Consider the following 16,551-nt stretch of genomic DNA (forward strand, 5'->3'; position numbering starts at 1 on the left):
TGTCAATTTGCCACAGTGGAAGGCTTTGCGCTGCTTCTATGTCGACTGGCCAGCGCCAAAGATTAGGCGGCTTCTGCGAAAACCGACGAAATACTCAGCGGCGCGAAAAAGTGGCTGATTTATCGTAAAAGGCAGACGGATGGCTGAACAAATAGCCGGATGCTCAGGGAACCAGACAGGGGTTTTCTCTTCTAAGCTTCAGCTTGGCAGCCATGCCATTCCCTACGCCCCAGGAGTTACACCATGTCGCTGCGATCTATCGCCTTGCTCTCGTTCTGCGTGTTGTTGGCAGCGTGCGGCAAGATCAATCAGGAAAATTATTCGAAGCTGTCGACCGGCATGCCCAAGGCCGAGGTTGAAACCTTGCTGGGCAAACCTGCCGATTGCTCGGGCGCGCTTGGCATGTCCAGTTGCACCTGGGGCGACAAAAACAGCTTTATCAGCGTGCAGTACGCCGGTGACAAAGTGCTGATGTTTTCCGGCCAAGGCCTGAAGTAAACCGGGGCTATTCGCCCACGGGAGAAAAAAATAATGAAGCGGTTACTGATCGTTCTTTTTGCCGGCCTGGTATTGGCCGGCTGCGCCACTTCTGGCGTAGATCCGTTGGCACCCAAGACCGTCAATACGGTCAACCTCAAGCGCTACCAGGGCACCTGGTACGAACTGGCGCGTCTGCCGGTGTACTTTCAGCGCAACTGCGCGCAATCCGAAGCCCATTACAGCCTCAAGCCTGAAGGTGACATGGCGGTGCTGAACCGCTGCCTGACGTCGGACTGGCAATGGGAAGAGGCCAAAGGCACGGCTTATCCACAGGTGCCCGGCAAGGCTGACAAGCTCTGGGTCGAGTTCGATACCTGGTTCTCGAGACTGATACCCGGTGTGGCGAAGGGAGAGTACTGGGTGTTGTACGTCAGCGATGATTACAAGACCGCGATTGTCGGCGACCCGGGCCGGCGTCACCTCTGGCTGCTGTCACGGACCCCGACGGTCAATGGTGTAGTGCGCGAAGAACTGCTGAGCAAGGCGCGTCAGCAGGGGTATGACACGACGCGACTGATCTGGCGCACGACCGATACGCAGATGGCCAAGACTTCGAACTGATTACTCCGCTACTGATCGTTCCCACGCAGAGCGTGGGAATGATCAGTGGGGGAGTTAGCCCAGCAGATCGCGCAGGACTTGGGTGAAGGCGCGGTTACTTTCTTCTTCGCCCGCATGCCGCCCATCGCGCACAACCCACTGGCCATTGACCAGCACATCCCGCACCTGGCGATCACCACCGGCGAACAACCAACGATTCAGAATCCCGTCGCCACTGGCCGTCGCCAGATACGGATCGTTGCCATCCAGCACCAACCAATCCGCGCGCTTGCCGACTTCCAGGGCGCCAATCGGCTGCCCCAATGCCTGGGCACCGCCATCCAGCGCGGCGTCGTACAGTGTGCGGCCAACCATCGGTTGATCCGCGCCATACAAACGATTACGCCGCTGATCGCGCAGACGCTGGCCGTATTCCAGCCAGCGCAGTTCCTCCACCACGCTTAACGACACATGGCTATCGGAACCGATGCCCATGCGCCCGCCCTGCGCCAGGAAGTCCACCGCCGGAAAAATCCCGTCGCCGAGGTTGGCTTCGGTGGTCAGGCACAGGCCGGCGATGGCTCGGCTGTTGGCCATGAGCGTGACTTCTTCCGGGTTGGCGTGAGTCGCGTGGACCAGGCACCAGCGCTGATCGACCTCAGTGTTTTCGTACAGCCACTGCAGCGGACGGCGACCGCTCCAGCTCAGGCAGTCATCGACTTCCTTCTGCTGTTCGGCAATGTGAATGTGTACCGGGCACTGCTTGTCGCTGGCCGCCAGCACTTCACTGATCTGCTGCGGTGTGACCGCGCGCAACGAGTGGAAACACAAACCCAGGGCCTGCGCCGGTTGCTGCGCCAGGATCGGCTGCAAGCGCGACTGAAGTTTCAGGTAGTTTTCGGTGCTGTTGATAAAGCGGCGCTGACCTTCGTTCGGGGTCTGGCCGCCGAAACCGGAGTGGCTGTAGAGCACCGGCAAGAGGGTCAAGCCGATACCGGCGGAGCTGGCGGCCTGGCTGATGCGCAGCGCCAGTTCGGCCGGGTCTGCGTACGGTTGGCCGCTCGTGTCGTGGTGTACGTAATGAAATTCCGCGACCGAAGTGTAACCGGCCTTGAGCATTTCGATGTACAGCTGACGGGCGATGATGCCGAGTTGATCCGGGCTGATTTTTCCGACGAGCCGGTACATCAAATCGCGCCAGGTCCAGAAACTGTCGTTTGGATTACCCGCCACTTCCGCCAGCCCGGCCATGGCCCGCTGGAAGGCGTGGGAGTGCAAATTCGGCATTCCCGGCAGCAGCGGACCGCTCAGCCGTTCGGCGTCATCTGCGTGAGAATCGGCCTGGATATGGGTCAGCACGCCATCGGCGCTGACCTCAAGACGTACATTATTGGCCCATCCACTAGGCAGCAGCGCGCGTTCGGCAAAGAAGGCGGACATGGTTCAGCACCCCATCGTGTGTTATTTGTATATACATATACAGACGTTTGCCTGCTCGGTAAACTCCGGCAAGCTAGCAACCTCTCATAGATGAACAAGGATTAATCGTGCCGACTCCCTCTGCCACATTGCCGCCGAATGCCAATCTGAGCGCCAATCTGGGCGACAGTCCGGCGCCCTTGTACGCCCGCGTCAAACAGATGATCACCCAGCAAATCGACAGTGGAAACTGGCCGCCGCACTACCGCGTTCCGTCGGAAAGCGAGTTGGTCAGCCAGCTGGGTTTCAGCCGCATGACCATCAACCGCGCCCTGCGCGAGATGACCGCCGACGGCTTGCTGGTGCGCATGCAGGGCGTCGGTACGTTCGTCGCCGAGCCGAAAAGCCAGTCTGCCTTGTTTGAAGTGCACAACATTGCCGATGAGATCGCCTCCCGTGGCCATCGTCACACCTGCAAGGTGATCACTCTCGAAGAAGAGGCCGCCGGTTCCGAGCGGGCCCTGGCCCTGGACATGCGCGAAGGCCAGAAGGTGTTCCACTCGCTGATCGTGCATTTCGAAAACGATATTCCGGTGCAAATCGAAGACCGTTTCGTCAACGCGCTGGTAGCCCCGGACTACCTCAAGCAAGACTTCACCCTGCAAACGCCTTACGCCTATCTGAATCAGGTTGCGCCATTGACTGAAGGCGAGCATGTGGTCGAAGCGATTCTCGCCGAGCCGTCCGAATGCAAGTTGCTGCAGATTGAGAAGGGCGAACCTTGCCTGCTGATTCGTCGCCGCACCTGGTCTGGCCGTCAGCCCGTGACCGCCGCCCGTTTGATCCACCCCGGTTCCCGTCATCGTCTGGAAGGACGGTTCCATAAATAAAGAGCCCTGAATGAGCCAGTTGAAAGTTTTACGCGCGGCAGATTACCCGCGCATGCCGTGGAAAAACGGCGGTGGCAGTACCGAAGAAATTACCCGCGATACCGGTGTGGGCCTTGATGGTTTTGGCTGGCGCCTGTCGATTGCCGACATCGGTGAGTCGGGCGGGTTTTCCACCTTTGCCGGCTATGAGCGGGTGATCACCGTGCTGCAAGGCGAGGGCATGACCTTGCGCGTCGACGGTCAAGACACGCGGCCGTTGTTACCGCTGGACCCGTTTGCTTTCAGTGGCGAGAGTCATGTGTCCTGCACACTGCTCGGCGGCCCGATTCGCGATTTCAATCTGATTTATGCGCCGAACCGTTACCGCGCGCGGTTGCAGTGGCTGGAGGGCGAACAGCGGTTTTTCAGTTCGGCCGGCACCGTGTTGGTGTTCAGCGTCGCTGAACAGCTTGAAGTGACGGTGGGTAACAACGTCGCTCAGCTAGGACGCCATGATTGTCTGCAACTGGGCGGTAACGTTGGTCTGCTGGATATCTCCATCAAGGGTCAGTGCTGTGTGATCGAGCTGATCGCACGCTGATTCAAAATCTTTTCGCGGGCAAGCCTCGCTCCTACAGGGTTCACGTTTGCCATCCCAACGTGAGAACGACAAAAAACCTGTAGGAGCGAGGCTTGCCCGCGAAGCTTTCTACCGTTCAAACCCGTTTCCCATTGCGCACCAACTTGTTACCGAACGCCCCAGCGTGGCGCAAAACCACGCTCAAGTAACATCCATCGTCCTCGCACAAAATTCCCCCGAAAAATTTCATCTTCGTTAGAACCCTTGATCTACAGGCTTTCCAGCCCTTTCAAAACTTTTCTTGAATGCTCATCCAACAAGTTGGCCGCTTGATTGCATATGCTTGTATGTACAAGTAAAGACGTATGCGTATGAGTCGATTCGAGGCTCCTCGCAACGTCCACTGATTCGCTTGTGGCGCAACGATGCGCACAGGCTGGCTTACCCACCGCCAGGGTTGGTTTGGATTGATTGATGAGGAGTCTTTTTCGTGACTGACAATAAGCCCACTAAATACCGTGACGTCGAAATCCGCGCTGCCCGCGGTAATAAGCTGACCGCCAAAAGCTGGCTGACTGAAGCACCGCTGCGCATGCTGATGAACAACCTCGACCCGGAAGTCGCCGAGAACCCTAAAGAACTGGTGGTTTACGGTGGTATCGGTCGTGCGGCACGTAACTGGGAATGCTACGACAAGATCGTCGAAAGCCTGACCAACCTGAACGACGACGAGACCCTGCTGGTGCAATCCGGCAAGCCGGTCGGCGTGTTCAAGACCCACAACAACGCCCCGCGCGTACTGATCGCCAACTCCAATCTGGTGCCACACTGGGCGAGTTGGGAACACTTCAACGAACTCGACGCCAAAGGCCTGGCCATGTACGGCCAGATGACCGCCGGCAGCTGGATCTACATCGGCAGCCAGGGCATCGTCCAGGGCACCTACGAAACCTTCGTCGAAGCCGGTCGCCAACACTATAACGATGACCTGAAAGGTCGTTGGGTCCTGACCGCAGGCCTCGGCGGCATGGGCGGCGCTCAACCATTGGCCGCAACCCTGGCCGGCGCTTGCTCGCTGAATATCGAATGCCAGCAGGTCAGCATCGATTTCCGCCTGAACAGCCGCTATGTCGATGAGCAAGCCACCGACCTCGACGACGCTCTGGCCCGCATTGCCAAATACACCAAAGAAGGCAAAGCGATTTCCATCGCCCTGCTGGGTAACGCGGCTGAAATTCTGCCTGAACTGGTCAAGCGCGGCGTGCGCCCGGACATGGTCACCGACCAGACCAGCGCCCACGACCCGCTCAACGGCTACCTGCCGGCCGGCTGGACCTGGGAAGAGTACCGCGCTCGCGCCAAGACCGAGCCTGCTGCCGTGGTCAAAGCCGCCAAGCAGTCCATGGCCGTGCACGTTAAAGCGATGCTCGACTTCCAGAAAATGGGTATTCCGACCTTCGACTACGGCAACAACATCCGTCAGATGGCCCAAGAAGAAGGCGTCGAGAACGCATTCGACTTCCCTGGCTTCGTACCGGCTTACATCCGTCCGCTGTTCTGCCGCGGCATCGGCCCGTTCCGTTGGGCTGCACTGTCGGGCAATGCTGAAGACATCTACAAGACCGACGCCAAGGTTAAAGAACTGATCCCGGACGACGCCCATCTGCACAACTGGCTGGACATGGCCCGTGAGCGCATCAGCTTCCAGGGTCTGCCGGCACGTATCTGCTGGGTTGGCCTGGGCCTGCGCGCCAAGCTCGGTCTGGCCTTCAACGAGATGGTTCGCAGCGGTGAGTTGTCCGCGCCAATCGTGATCGGTCGCGACCACCTGGACTCCGGTTCGGTAGCCAGCCCGAACCGCGAAACCGAATCGATGCAAGACGGTTCCGATGCCGTGTCCGACTGGCCGCTGCTCAACGCTCTGCTCAACACCGCGAGCGGCGCGACCTGGGTTTCCTTGCATCACGGCGGCGGCGTCGGCATGGGCTTCTCCCAGCACTCGGGCATGGTGATTGTCTGCGACGGTACTGACGAAGCGGCCGAGCGTATCGCTCGCGTGCTGCACAACGACCCGGCTACCGGTGTCATGCGTCACGCCGATGCGGGTTATCAGATCGCGATCGACTGCGCCAAGGAACAGGGTCTGAACCTGCCGATGATTACCGGCAAGTAATGCTTGCCCCTGTAGGAGCGAGGCTTGCCCGCGAAGGCGTCTTTTCTGACACACCGCGGTTCGCGGGCAAGCCTCGCTCCTACAGGGATCACCAACACCGACAAACAATCCACAGAGGTTGAACAATGGCTGTTAATGACGATCGTGCAGGCAGTAAACCGTTGATCGAAAAACGTTCGATCGACTACATCCCGGAAGCGGAAAGACACGGTCGTCTGTTGAGCCAGTTCACCCTGTGGATGGGTGCCAACCTGCAAATCACCGCGATTGTCACCGGGGCCCTGGCCGTGGTGTTGGGCGGTGACGTGTTCTGGTCGTTGATCGGTCTGTTGATCGGTCAACTGCTCGGCGGTGGCGTAATGGCGCTGCATGCGGCGCAAGGGCCCAAGCTTGGCCTGCCGCAGATGATCTCCAGCCGGGTACAGTTCGGCGTGTATGGCGCGGCCATCCCGATCGTGCTGGTGTGCCTGATGTACCTCGGTTTCACCGCAACGGGCACCGTGCTTTCCGGCCAGGCGCTGGGCCAGTTGTTTGGCGTCAGCGACAGCGTCGGTATCCTCATCTTCGCCAGCGTCATCGTACTGGTCACGGTGCTCGGCTATCGGGTGATTCATTTCATCGGCCGTGTCGCCAGCGTCATTGGCGTGATTGCCTTCGTTTACCTGTTCAGTCGCCTGATGAGCCAGACTGACGTTGGCGCACTCCTGCAAATCCGCCACTTCAGCTGGAGCAGCTTCCTGCTCGCGGTATCACTCGCAGCGTCCTGGCAGATCGCCTTCGGCCCCTACGTGGCGGACTACTCACGCTACCTGCCGAGCAGCACGTCTTCGGTAAAAACCTTTTTCGCCGCCGGCGCCGGTTCGGTTATCGGTGCACAGGTGGCGATGATCCTCGGCGTGTTTGCCGCCGCCATGGCCAACGGGCAATTTGCCGGCCATGAAGTGGCCTACATCGTTGGTTTGAGCGGCAGCGGTGCCACCGCTGCGCTGCTGTACTTCAGCATCGCATTCGGCAAGGTCACCATCTCCACGCTGAACTCCTACGGCAGCTTCATGTGCATTGCGACGGTCATCAGCGGTTTCCGTGGTGACCTACGGGTAACGCGCTTGCAGCGTCTGGTTTTCGTGCTGGTCATCGTCGGCACTGCGACCCTGATCGCGTTGCTCGGTCAGCACTCGTTCCTCGGTGCGTTCAAGTCCTTCATCCTGTTTTTGCTGGCTTTTTTCACGCCATGGAGCGCGATCAACCTGGTGGACTACTACTGCATCACTCGCGAGCGCTATGACGTGCCGGCGCTGGCCGATCCGAACGGTCGCTACGGCCGTTGGAACCCCCTCGGTATCAGCGTTTATGTCTTCGGTGTGCTGGTGCAACTGCCGTTCATCTCTACCAAGTTCTATACCGGTCCGCTGGTGGACGCTCTGGGTGGTGTGGATATTTCCTGGATCATCGGTCTGGTGCTTCCCGCAGGCCTGTATTACGTGTGCGCGAAAAAATGGCACAGCGCAGTACCTGATCACCTGATCCTGCCGGTCGAGCAGGACAGCGATGTACAACCTGAAACAAGCGGGGCCGGTCGCGCTGCTGCGCAGGCCTGATTGGACGTGGACAGGGCTGGATGCCTCTTGACTGCCGTAAGCCAACTCATGATTAGGAGCGTCAAACAATGAAATCGAACAAGACCCTGCTGACCACATTGCTTTCCATGGGCCTGCTGGCCAGTGCTGGCGCCACTCAGGCGGCTGGCTGGTGTGAATCGGGCAAACCGGTGAAATTCGCCGGCCTGAATTGGGAAAGCGCCATGCTGCTGACCGACGTGATGCAAGTCGTGTTGGAGAAAGGTTACGACTGCAAGACCGACAGCCTGCCAGGCAACTCCATCACCATGGAGAACGCCCTGAGCAGCAACGACATTCAAGTGTTTGCCGAAGAATGGGTCGGTCGCAGCGAAGTCTGGAACAAGGCCGAGAAGGCCGGCAAAGTTGTCGGTGTCGGCGCGCCTGTCGTGGGTGCTGTCGAAGGTTGGTACGTGCCGCGTTACGTGATCGAAGGCGACGCCAAGCGCAAGCTGGAGCCTAAAGCTCCGGACCTGAAAGCGATTGCCGATCTGGGTAAATACGCTGCCGTGTTCAAGGATCAGGAAGAGCCATCCAAAGGCCGTTTCTATAACTGCCCGGCCGGCTGGACCTGTGAGCTGGACAACAGCGAAATGCTCAAAAGCTACGGTCTGGAAAGCACCTACACCAACTTCCGTCCGGGCACCGGTCCGGCACTGGATGCCGCGGTGTTGTCGAGCTACAAGCGTGGCGAGCCGATCTTGTTCTACTACTGGTCGCCAACCCCGCTGATGGGCCAGGTTGACCTGGTTAAACTCGAAGAGAAACCAGGCGTGAACAAGGAAGTGACCATCAAGGTCGGCCTGTCCAAGACCTTCCACGAGCAAGCCCCGGAACTGGTGGCCGTGCTGGAAAAGGTCAACCTGCCGATCGACCTGCTGAATCAGAACCTCGGGCGCATGGCCAAAGAGCGGATCGAGTCGCCAAAACTGGCGAAGATCTTCTTGAAGGAACATCCTGAAGTCTGGCACGCGTGGGTGAGCGAAGACGCAGCCAAGAAGATCGACGCGGCCTTGTAGGTCGAGCTTCTCCGACTGTCGGCAACGGCAGTCGGATGCTTGATCGCAACCCCTTGATTGAGAGTCTCTTATGTTTCCCGAAAGCTTTACCTTTTCCATCGCCGACTGGGTCAACAGTTGGGTCGATTCGCTGGTCACCAACTACGGCGATGTGTTCCGCAGCATCTCCGACACGCTGTTGTGGGCCATCGTCAATCTCGAAGGGCTGTTGCGTGCGGCGCCCTGGTGGCTGATGCTGGCGATCGTGGCGGGCGTTGCCTGGCACGCGACGCGAAAAGTCGTGACCACGTCGGTCATCGTCGGTCTGCTGTTCCTGGTAGGGGCGGTCGGCCTCTGGGACAAGCTGATGCAGACCCTGGCGCTGATGATGGTGGCGACGGTCATCTCGGTACTGATCGGCATTCCGCTGGGCATTCTTTCGGCGCGCAGCAATCGCCTGCGTTCGGTGCTGATGCCGTTGCTGGACATCATGCAGACCATGCCGAGTTTCGTGTACCTGATCCCGGTGCTGATGCTGTTCGGCCTGGGCAAGGTCCCGGCGATTTTCGCCACGGTGATCTACGCCGCGCCGCCGCTGATCCGCCTGACCGATCTGGGCATCCGTCAGGTCGACGGTGAAGTGATGGAAGCGATCAACGCCTTCGGCGCCAATCGCTGGCAACAACTGTTTGGCGTGCAACTGCCGCTGGCCCTGCCGAGCATCATGGCCGGGATCAACCAGACCACCATGATGGCCCTGTCGATGGTGGTCATCGCCTCGATGATCGGTGCCCGTGGCTTGGGTGAAGATGTGTTGGTGGGGATTCAGACCCTCAACGTCGGACGTGGGCTTGAGGCCGGTCTGGCGATCGTGATTCTGGCAGTGGTTATCGACCGCATTACTCAGGCGTATGGTCGGCCACGGCATGAGGTGAGCAAATGAGCAACGAAGCCATTAGCAAGATCGAAGTCAAAAACGTCTTCAAGATTTTCGGCAGCCGTTCCAAAGATGCGCTGGGCATGATTGGCCAGGGCAAGACCAAAGACCAGGTATTGGCCGAAACCGGCTGCGTGGTCGGCGTGAACGACCTGTCGTTGAGCATCGGCACCGGCGAGATCTTCGTGATCATGGGCCTGTCGGGTTCCGGCAAGTCGACCCTGGTGCGCCACTTCAATCGCCTGATCGACCCCACCAGCGGCGCGATCCTGGTGGACGGCGTGGACATCCTGCAATACGACATGGAAGCCCTGCGCGAATTTCGCCGGCACAAGATCAGCATGGTGTTCCAGAGCTTCGGCCTGCTGCCGCACAAGACCGTGCTGGATAACGTCGCCTATGGCCTGAAAGTGCGTGGCGAGAGCAAGCAAATGTGCGCCGAGCGCGCGCTGCACTGGATCAACACCGTGGGCCTCAAGGGCTACGAAAACAAATACCCGCATCAGCTTTCCGGCGGTATGCGCCAGCGTGTGGGCCTGGCTCGCGCACTGGCGGCGGACACCGACATCATTCTGATGGACGAAGCCTTCAGCGCCCTCGACCCGCTGATCCGCGCCGAAATGCAGGACCAGTTGCTGGAACTGCAAAAGACCCTGCACAAGACCATCGTCTTCATCACCCACGACCTCGACGAGGCCGTGCGCATCGGCAACCGCATTGCGATTCTCAAGGATGGCCGCCTGATTCAGGTCGGCACGCCACGCGAGATCCTGCATTCACCGGCGGATGAGTATGTGGACCGGTTCGTACAGCGTCGGGCTGCGGTGGTTTAAAGGTTTGCGGCGGCTGTTCGGACGCCTTCGCGGGCAAGCCTCGCTCCTACAGGTTTTGTGTCGTTCCTACATTGGACGGCAAACCTGAATCCTGTAGGAGCGAGGCTTGCCCGCGAAGAGGCCGGCAAAGCTGCATCAATATTCAGGTAAGAGGTCAAAGATGTCCCAGGCTGAAAAAATCGTTATCGCCGACGCCCCGTTGCGTTGGCAGGATGTGGTCGCAGTCGCTCGTCACGGCGCACAGCTCGAGCTGTCGCCCCAGATCTGGGCGCGGATCGAGAATGCCCAGGCGATCGTCCAGCGCATCGTCGCCAGCGGCGAGCGTGCCTACGGCGTCAACACCGGCTTGGGCGCCTTGTGCAACGTCTCGCTCAAAGGCGAGCAACTCAGCCAACTGTCGCGCAACACCTTGCTCAGTCACGCCTGTGGCGTCGGCGCGCCATTGGCCGATGAACAGACCCGCGCAATCATCTGCGCCGCTATTCGCAACTATAGCCATGGCAAATCCGGCATTCATCGCCGGGTGGTCGAAGCCCTGCTGGCGCTACTCAATCGCGGCATCACCCCGCAAGTGCCGTCCCAGGGTTCGGTGGGCTACCTGACTCACATGGCCCATATCGGAATCACGCTGCTGGGTGTCGGCAATGTCAGCTATCGCGGGCAGATCGTTTCCGCGCAGCAAGCCTTGGCCGAAGAAGGTCTGCAACCGGTTCAGTTGGGCGCAAAAGATGGCTTGTGCCTGGTCAATGGCACGCCGTGCATGACCGGCCTCAGCTGTTTGGCACTCGCCGATGCCACGCGTCTGGTGCAGTGGGCCGACGTGATTGGTGCCATGAGCTTCGAAGCCCAGCGCGGCCAGATTGCCGCGTTCGACGCCGAGATCATCGCGTTCAAGCCTCACCCGGGCATGCAGCAGGTTGGTATCAATCTGCGGGCATTGCTCGAGGGCAGTGAAGTGATTGCCAGCAGCAAAGGTATTCGCACTCAGGATGCGTTGAGCATCCGTTCGATCCCGCAAGTCCACGGCGCCGCTCGCGATCAACTTGAGCACGCGAAAAAGCAGATCGAAACCGAACTCAACTCTGTCACCGACAACCCGATGCTGCTGGGCACGCCGGACAACTTCCGGGTGGTGTCCCAGGCCAACCCGCACGGTCAGTCAGTGGCATTGGCGGCGGATTTGCTGGCGATTGCCATGGCCGAAATCGGCTCCATCGCCGAGCGTCGCCTGGACCGTTTGATCAACCCGCACGTCAGCGGTTTGCCGGCGTTTCTGGTGGCCAATCCCGGGGTGAATTCCGGGATGATGATCGTGCAATACGTTGCCGCTTCCCTGTGTGCGGAAAACCGCCAGTTGGCGCAACCGGCGGTGCTCGATAATTACGTCACTTCGGGCTTGCAGGAAGACCACTTGAGCATGGGCACCAATGCGGCGCTGAAGCTGCATCGAGCGTTGGAAAACTGTACGCAGATTCTCGCGATTGAATATTTGCTGGCATCCCAGGCGTTTGAATTCCTCAAAGAGCAACGCTTTGGCGCTGGCACCGATACCGCGTGGCGTCTGCTGCGCGAGCGAGTCCCGGCCTACGACCAGGATCGCTGGCTGGCACCGGACATCGCCGCCGCTGCCAGTGTTTTGAAAGATTCAAATTTGCTGCACAAGGCGTTACCAAACCTCAATTGATTCCACAACACCAGCGTGCCAAGGCGCGGCTCCCCAAAAGGCAGACGCGACGGACAACGGACATCTCCGGAGCGTCTGGTGAGTTAATAACAAACTCTCAAAAGGAGCACAAAATGACTGCGCTTAACCTGATTCCCGGCCAACTGAGCCTTGCCCAACTGCGTGATGTTTATCAGCAACCGGTCAAAATCACCCTCGACAACAGTGCTTCGAGCCAGATCGAAGCCAGTGTCGCCTGCGTGGAACAGATCCTCGCCGAGAACCGCACCGCTTACGGCATCAATACCGGTTTCGGCCTGCTGGCTTCGACCCGCATCGCCAGCGAAGACTTGGAAAACCTCCAGCGCTCGCTGGTGCTGTCCCATGCCGCCGGTGTCGGCGAGCCGATCAGCGATGCCTTGGTGCGGCTGGTCATGGTGCTCAAGGTCAACAGCCTGAGCCGTGGTTTCTCTGGCATTCGTCGCCAGGTGATCGACGCACTGATCGCGCTGATCAATGCCGAGGTTTACCCGCACATTCCATTGAAAGGTTCGGTCGGCGCGTCAGGCGATTTGGCGCCATTGGCGCACATGTCGCTGGTGCTGCTGGGCGAAGGCAAGGCGCGCTACAAGGGCGAATGGCTGCCAGCGACCGAAGCGCTGAAAGTTGCCGGTCTGACTCCGCTGACCCTGGCCGCGAAAGAAGGTCTGGCGCTGCTCAACGGTACTCAGGTTTCCACCGCTTACGCTCTGCGTGGCTTGTTCGAAGGCGAAGATCTGTTCGCCGGTGCCGTAGCGCTGGGCGCCCTGACCGTCGAAGCGGTATTGGGCTCGCGCTCGCCGTTCGACGCACGCATTCATGCCGCTCGTGGCCAGAAAGGCCAGATCGATGCCGCTGCCGCTTACCGCGACCTGCTGGGCGAGCGCAGCGAAGTGTCCGACTCGCACCAGAATTGCGAAAAGGTCCAGGATCCGTACTCCCTGCGCTGCCAGCCGCAAGTTATGGGCGCCTGCCTGACCCAGTTCCGTCAGGCCGCCGAAGTGCTCGCCATCGAAGCCAACGCCGTTTCGGACAACCCGCTGGTATTCGCCGCTGAAGGCGATGTGATCTCCGGCGGTAACTTCCACGCCGAACCGGTGGCCATGGCCGCCGACAACATGGCCCTGGCCATCGCCGAAATCGGTTCGCTGAGCGAGCGTCGTATCTCGTTGATGATGGACAAGCACATGTCGCAACTGCCGCCATTCCTGGTGGCCAATGGTGGTGTGAACTCCGGCTTCATGATCGCCCAAGTGACCGCGGCGGCACTGGCCAGCGAGAACAAGGCGCTGTCTCATCCGCACTCGGTGGACAGTTTGCCGACGTCGGCCAACCAAGAGGACCATGTGTCCATGGCTCCGGCAGCGGGCAAGCGTCTGTGGGAAATGGCGGAAAACACGCGTGGAGTTCTGGCGGTGGAATGGCTGGCGGCGGCTCAGGGCCTGGACCTGCGTGAAGGTCTGAAAACCTCGACCAAACTGGAAAAGGTCCGGGCGATTTTGCGGGCTGAAGTGCCGTTTTATGAGAAAGACCGTTTCTTTGCGCCGGACATCAATGCGGCCAGTGAGTTGTTGGCGACGCGTTGCCTGAATGAACTGGTTACGGCGAAGTTGCTGCCTAGCCTGTAACGGCTCCTTCTCTGATGATCGTTCCCACGCGGAGCGTGGGAACGATCAGTCGCCAATAAAAATAATTAAGGACGAGAAATGCAACAGCCAGCAAAAGGTTTGAAACGCGGGCTCTCTGCCCGACATATTCGCTTCATGGCGCTGGGGTCGGCTATCGGCACCGGGCTGTTCTACGGTTCTGCCTCGGCCATTCAAATGGCCGGGCCGGCGGTACTGCTCGCTTACCTGATCGGTGGCGCGGCGGTGTTCATGGTCATGCGCGCCCTCGGTGAGATGGCGGTGCACAACCCGGTGGCCGGCTCTTTCGGCCAGTACGCCAGTACCTACCTGGGGCCGATGGCGGGCTTCATCCTCGGTTGGACCTACGCCTTCGAAATGGTCATCGTCGGCATGGCAGACGTCACCGCGTTCGGTATTTACATGGGCTTCTGGTTTCCGGAAGTCGACCGCTGGATCTGGGTGTTGGGCATCGTTTCGGTGGTCGGTGGCTTGAACCTGTGCAACGTCAAAGTCTTCGGTGAAATGGAGTTCTGGTTGTCGCTGCTCAAGGTCGCGGCCATCGTTGCGATGATCCTGGGTGGCTTCGGCATCATGCTGTTCGGTATCAGCACCGCGCCCGGCGCCCAGGCGACCGACATCAGCAATCTCTGGAGCCATGGCGGCTTCATGCCCAATGGCGTGGGTGGCCTGATTGCATCGTTTGCGGTGGTGATGTTTGCCTTTGGCGGCATTGAAATCATCGGCGTAACGGCTGGTGAAGCCAAAGACCCACAGCGCGTGCTGCCGCGGGCGATCAATGCCGTACCGTTGCGTATTCTGCTGTTCTACGTGTTGACGATGTTCGTACTGATGTCGATTTTTCCATGGCAGCAGATTGGCAGTCAGGGCAGTCCGTTCGTGCAGATTTTCGACAACCTCGGGATCAGTTCGGCGGCGACCATTCTCAATATCGTGGTGATCTCGGCGGCGGTGTCGGCCATCAACAGTGACATCTTCGGCGCTGGCCGGATGATGTACGGACTGGCCCAGCAAGGACATGCACCCAAAGGCTTCGCTCGCCTGTCGGGCAATGGCGTGCCATGGATGACCGTGGTGGTGATGAGTGCCGCGCTGCTGCTGGGCGTGCTGCTGAACTACCTGATTCCGGAAAACGTCTTTCTGTTGATCGCCTCCGTCGCGACGTTTGCCACGGTGTGGGTCTGGCTGATGATTCTGTTCACCCAGGTGGCCATGCGTCGCTCCATGAATGCCGAGCAGGTCGCCCAACTGAAATTCCCGGTGCCGTTCTGGCCTTACGCGCCGATGGCGGCGATTGCCTTCATGCTGTTCATTTTCGGCGTGCTGGGCTATTTCCCGAATACCCAGGCGGCGCTGATCGTCGGCATAGTCTGGATCGTGCTGCTGGTGCTGGCCTACCTGATATGGGTGAAACCGGCGGCAGGTCAGGCAGCCTTGGTAGCGCGCGATCCTGTTTTTTCTCATCGATAACCTAACGGAGACCAAGGATGAAAACGCTCTGGCAACATTGCCACGTCGCAACCATGGCGCAAGGCGTCTACTCGATCATCGAGGACGCGGCCATCGTGACGTCAGGTGCGCACATTGAGTGGATTGGTCCGCGCGGCGAACTGCCGTCAGGCGAGTACCCGGCAGTCAATGATCTTAAAGGGGCCTGGGTGACTCCGGGCCTGATCGACTGCCACACCCACACGGTGTTCGGCGGCAACCGCAGCGGTGAATTCGAGCAACGCCTGCAAGGCGTCAGCTATGCGGAAATCGCCGCCGCCGGCGGTGGCATTGCCAGCACCGTGCGCGCCACTCGCGCATCATCCGAAGACGAGTTGTTCGCCAGCGCCGCCAAGCGCCTGAAGAGCCTGATGCGCGACGGCGTGACCACGGTCGAGATGAAGTCCGGTTACGGTCTGGATCTGGCCAGCGAGCGCAAAATCCTGCGAGTGATCCGCCGTCTCGGCGCCGAGCTGCCAGTCAGCGTGCGCAGCACCTGCCTGGCGGCCCACGCCTTGCCGCCGGAATACGCGGACCGAGCCGATGCTTACATCGATCACATCTGCAGCGAAATGCTCCCGGCCCTGGCGGCTGAAGGGCTGGTGGATGCGGTGGACGCTTTCTGCGAATACCTGGCGTTTTCGCCGGAGCAGGTCGAACGGGTTTTTGTCGTCGCGCAGAACCTCGGTTTGCCAGTGAAGCTGCATGCCGAGCAATTGTCGTCGCTGCACGGTTCGAGCCTGGCGGCGCGTTATCACGCACTGTCCGCCGATCATCTGGAATTCATGACCGAAGACGACGCCATCGCCATGGCCAAGTCCGGCACCGTCGCGGTGTTGTTGCCCGGCGCGTTTTACTTCCTGCGGGAAACCCAATTGCCGCCGATGGAAGCCCTGCGCAAACACGGCGTAAAAATCGCCATCGCCAGCGACCTCAATCCCGGTACTTCACCGGCGCTGTCGTTGCGCTTGATGCTGAACATGGCCTGCACCTGCTTTCGCATGACCCCGGAAGAAGCATTGGCTGGCGCAACGATTCACGCCGCCACCGCGCTGGGCATGGGCGAGACTCACGGTTCGCTGGAAGCCGGCAAAATCGCAGACTTCGTCGCCTGGCAAATCGATCGTCCGGCCGACCTGTCGTATTGGCTGGGCGGCGACCTGGAAAAACGCGTCGTGCGTCACGGCGTCGAAACAAGCGTTTAGGAGAG

General features: G+C 59.8%; 14 protein-coding genes. 13 read left to right on the top strand and 1 reads right to left on the bottom strand.

Annotation, left to right across the window (positions count from 1 at the left end):
* Positions 1 to 243: 243 nt before the first annotated feature.
* Both CKW20_RS09870 and CKW20_RS09875 read left to right on the top strand, forming a co-directional pair.
* Positions 244 to 498 (top strand): hypothetical protein, encoded by a 255-nt coding sequence (locus CKW20_RS09870; RefSeq protein ID WP_008068804.1) that lies wholly within the window; start codon positions 244 to 246, stop codon positions 496 to 498.
* A gap of 33 nt (positions 499 to 531) precedes the next feature.
* Entirely contained in the window at positions 532 to 1,101 is a 570-nt protein-coding gene (locus CKW20_RS09875; protein ID WP_095052753.1) for a lipocalin family protein, read from the top strand.
* Positions 1,102 to 1,155: 54 nt separating this feature from the next.
* On the opposite strand, the gene CKW20_RS09880 is transcribed toward CKW20_RS09875, so the two are convergent.
* A complete protein-coding gene (locus tag CKW20_RS09880; protein WP_095052754.1) occupies positions 1,156 to 2,520 on the bottom strand; it encodes a formimidoylglutamate deiminase in 1,365 nt (454 codons plus the stop codon).
* A gap of 200 nt (positions 2,521 to 2,720) precedes the next feature.
* Between CKW20_RS09880 and hutC the strand changes: the two genes are divergently transcribed.
* From hutC to hutI, 11 genes are all read left to right on the top strand, one after another.
* A complete protein-coding gene (hutC, locus tag CKW20_RS09885) occupies positions 2,721 to 3,389 on the top strand; it encodes a histidine utilization repressor (RefSeq protein WP_244858324.1) in 669 nt (222 codons plus the stop codon).
* A 10-nt stretch (positions 3,390 to 3,399) separates the two neighbouring features.
* Positions 3,400 to 3,969, top strand: a complete 570-nt coding sequence (locus CKW20_RS09890) for a HutD family protein (RefSeq protein ID WP_095052756.1) — start codon at positions 3,400 to 3,402, stop codon at positions 3,967 to 3,969.
* Between the two features lie 469 nt (positions 3,970 to 4,438).
* Entirely contained in the window at positions 4,439 to 6,121 is a 1,683-nt protein-coding gene (gene hutU, locus CKW20_RS09895) for a urocanate hydratase (protein ID WP_095052757.1), read from the top strand.
* Positions 6,122 to 6,246: 125 nt separating this feature from the next.
* A complete protein-coding gene (locus tag CKW20_RS09900; RefSeq protein WP_095052758.1) occupies positions 6,247 to 7,719 on the top strand; it encodes a cytosine permease in 1,473 nt (490 codons plus the stop codon).
* 68 nt (positions 7,720 to 7,787) lie between these two features.
* A complete protein-coding gene (locus tag CKW20_RS09905) occupies positions 7,788 to 8,756 on the top strand; it encodes an ABC transporter substrate-binding protein (RefSeq protein ID WP_052966803.1) in 969 nt (322 codons plus the stop codon).
* 70 nt (positions 8,757 to 8,826) lie between these two features.
* The gene (locus tag CKW20_RS09910; protein ID WP_030129253.1) at positions 8,827 to 9,678 is read left to right on the top strand and encodes a proline/glycine betaine ABC transporter permease; all 852 of its coding nucleotides are present in this window, start codon (positions 8,827 to 8,829) and stop codon (positions 9,676 to 9,678) included.
* Positions 9,675 to 10,505 (top strand): glycine betaine/L-proline ABC transporter ATP-binding protein, encoded by an 831-nt coding sequence (locus CKW20_RS09915; protein WP_051414811.1) that lies wholly within the window; start codon positions 9,675 to 9,677, stop codon positions 10,503 to 10,505. The genes CKW20_RS09910 and CKW20_RS09915 overlap by 4 nt, the downstream gene beginning before the upstream one ends.
* 160 nt (positions 10,506 to 10,665) lie before the next feature.
* Positions 10,666 to 12,189, top strand: a complete 1,524-nt coding sequence (hutH, locus tag CKW20_RS09920; protein ID WP_095052759.1) for a histidine ammonia-lyase — start codon at positions 10,666 to 10,668, stop codon at positions 12,187 to 12,189.
* Positions 12,190 to 12,302: 113 nt separating this feature from the next.
* Positions 12,303 to 13,835, top strand: coding sequence for a histidine ammonia-lyase (hutH, locus tag CKW20_RS09925; protein WP_095052760.1), 1,533 nt, complete (start codon positions 12,303 to 12,305; stop codon positions 13,833 to 13,835).
* Between the two features lie 78 nt (positions 13,836 to 13,913).
* Positions 13,914 to 15,323, top strand: coding sequence for an amino acid permease (locus tag CKW20_RS09930; protein WP_095052761.1), 1,410 nt, complete (start codon positions 13,914 to 13,916; stop codon positions 15,321 to 15,323).
* 17 nt (positions 15,324 to 15,340) lie between these two features.
* Positions 15,341 to 16,546, top strand: coding sequence for an imidazolonepropionase (gene hutI / locus CKW20_RS09935; protein ID WP_095052762.1), 1,206 nt, complete (start codon positions 15,341 to 15,343; stop codon positions 16,544 to 16,546).
* Positions 16,547 to 16,551: the final 5 nt, after the last annotated feature.

The sequence above is a fragment of the Pseudomonas sp. Irchel s3b2 genome, from assembly GCF_900187445.1.
In the GTDB taxonomy this organism is placed as follows: Bacteria; Pseudomonadota; Gammaproteobacteria; order Pseudomonadales; family Pseudomonadaceae; genus Aquipseudomonas.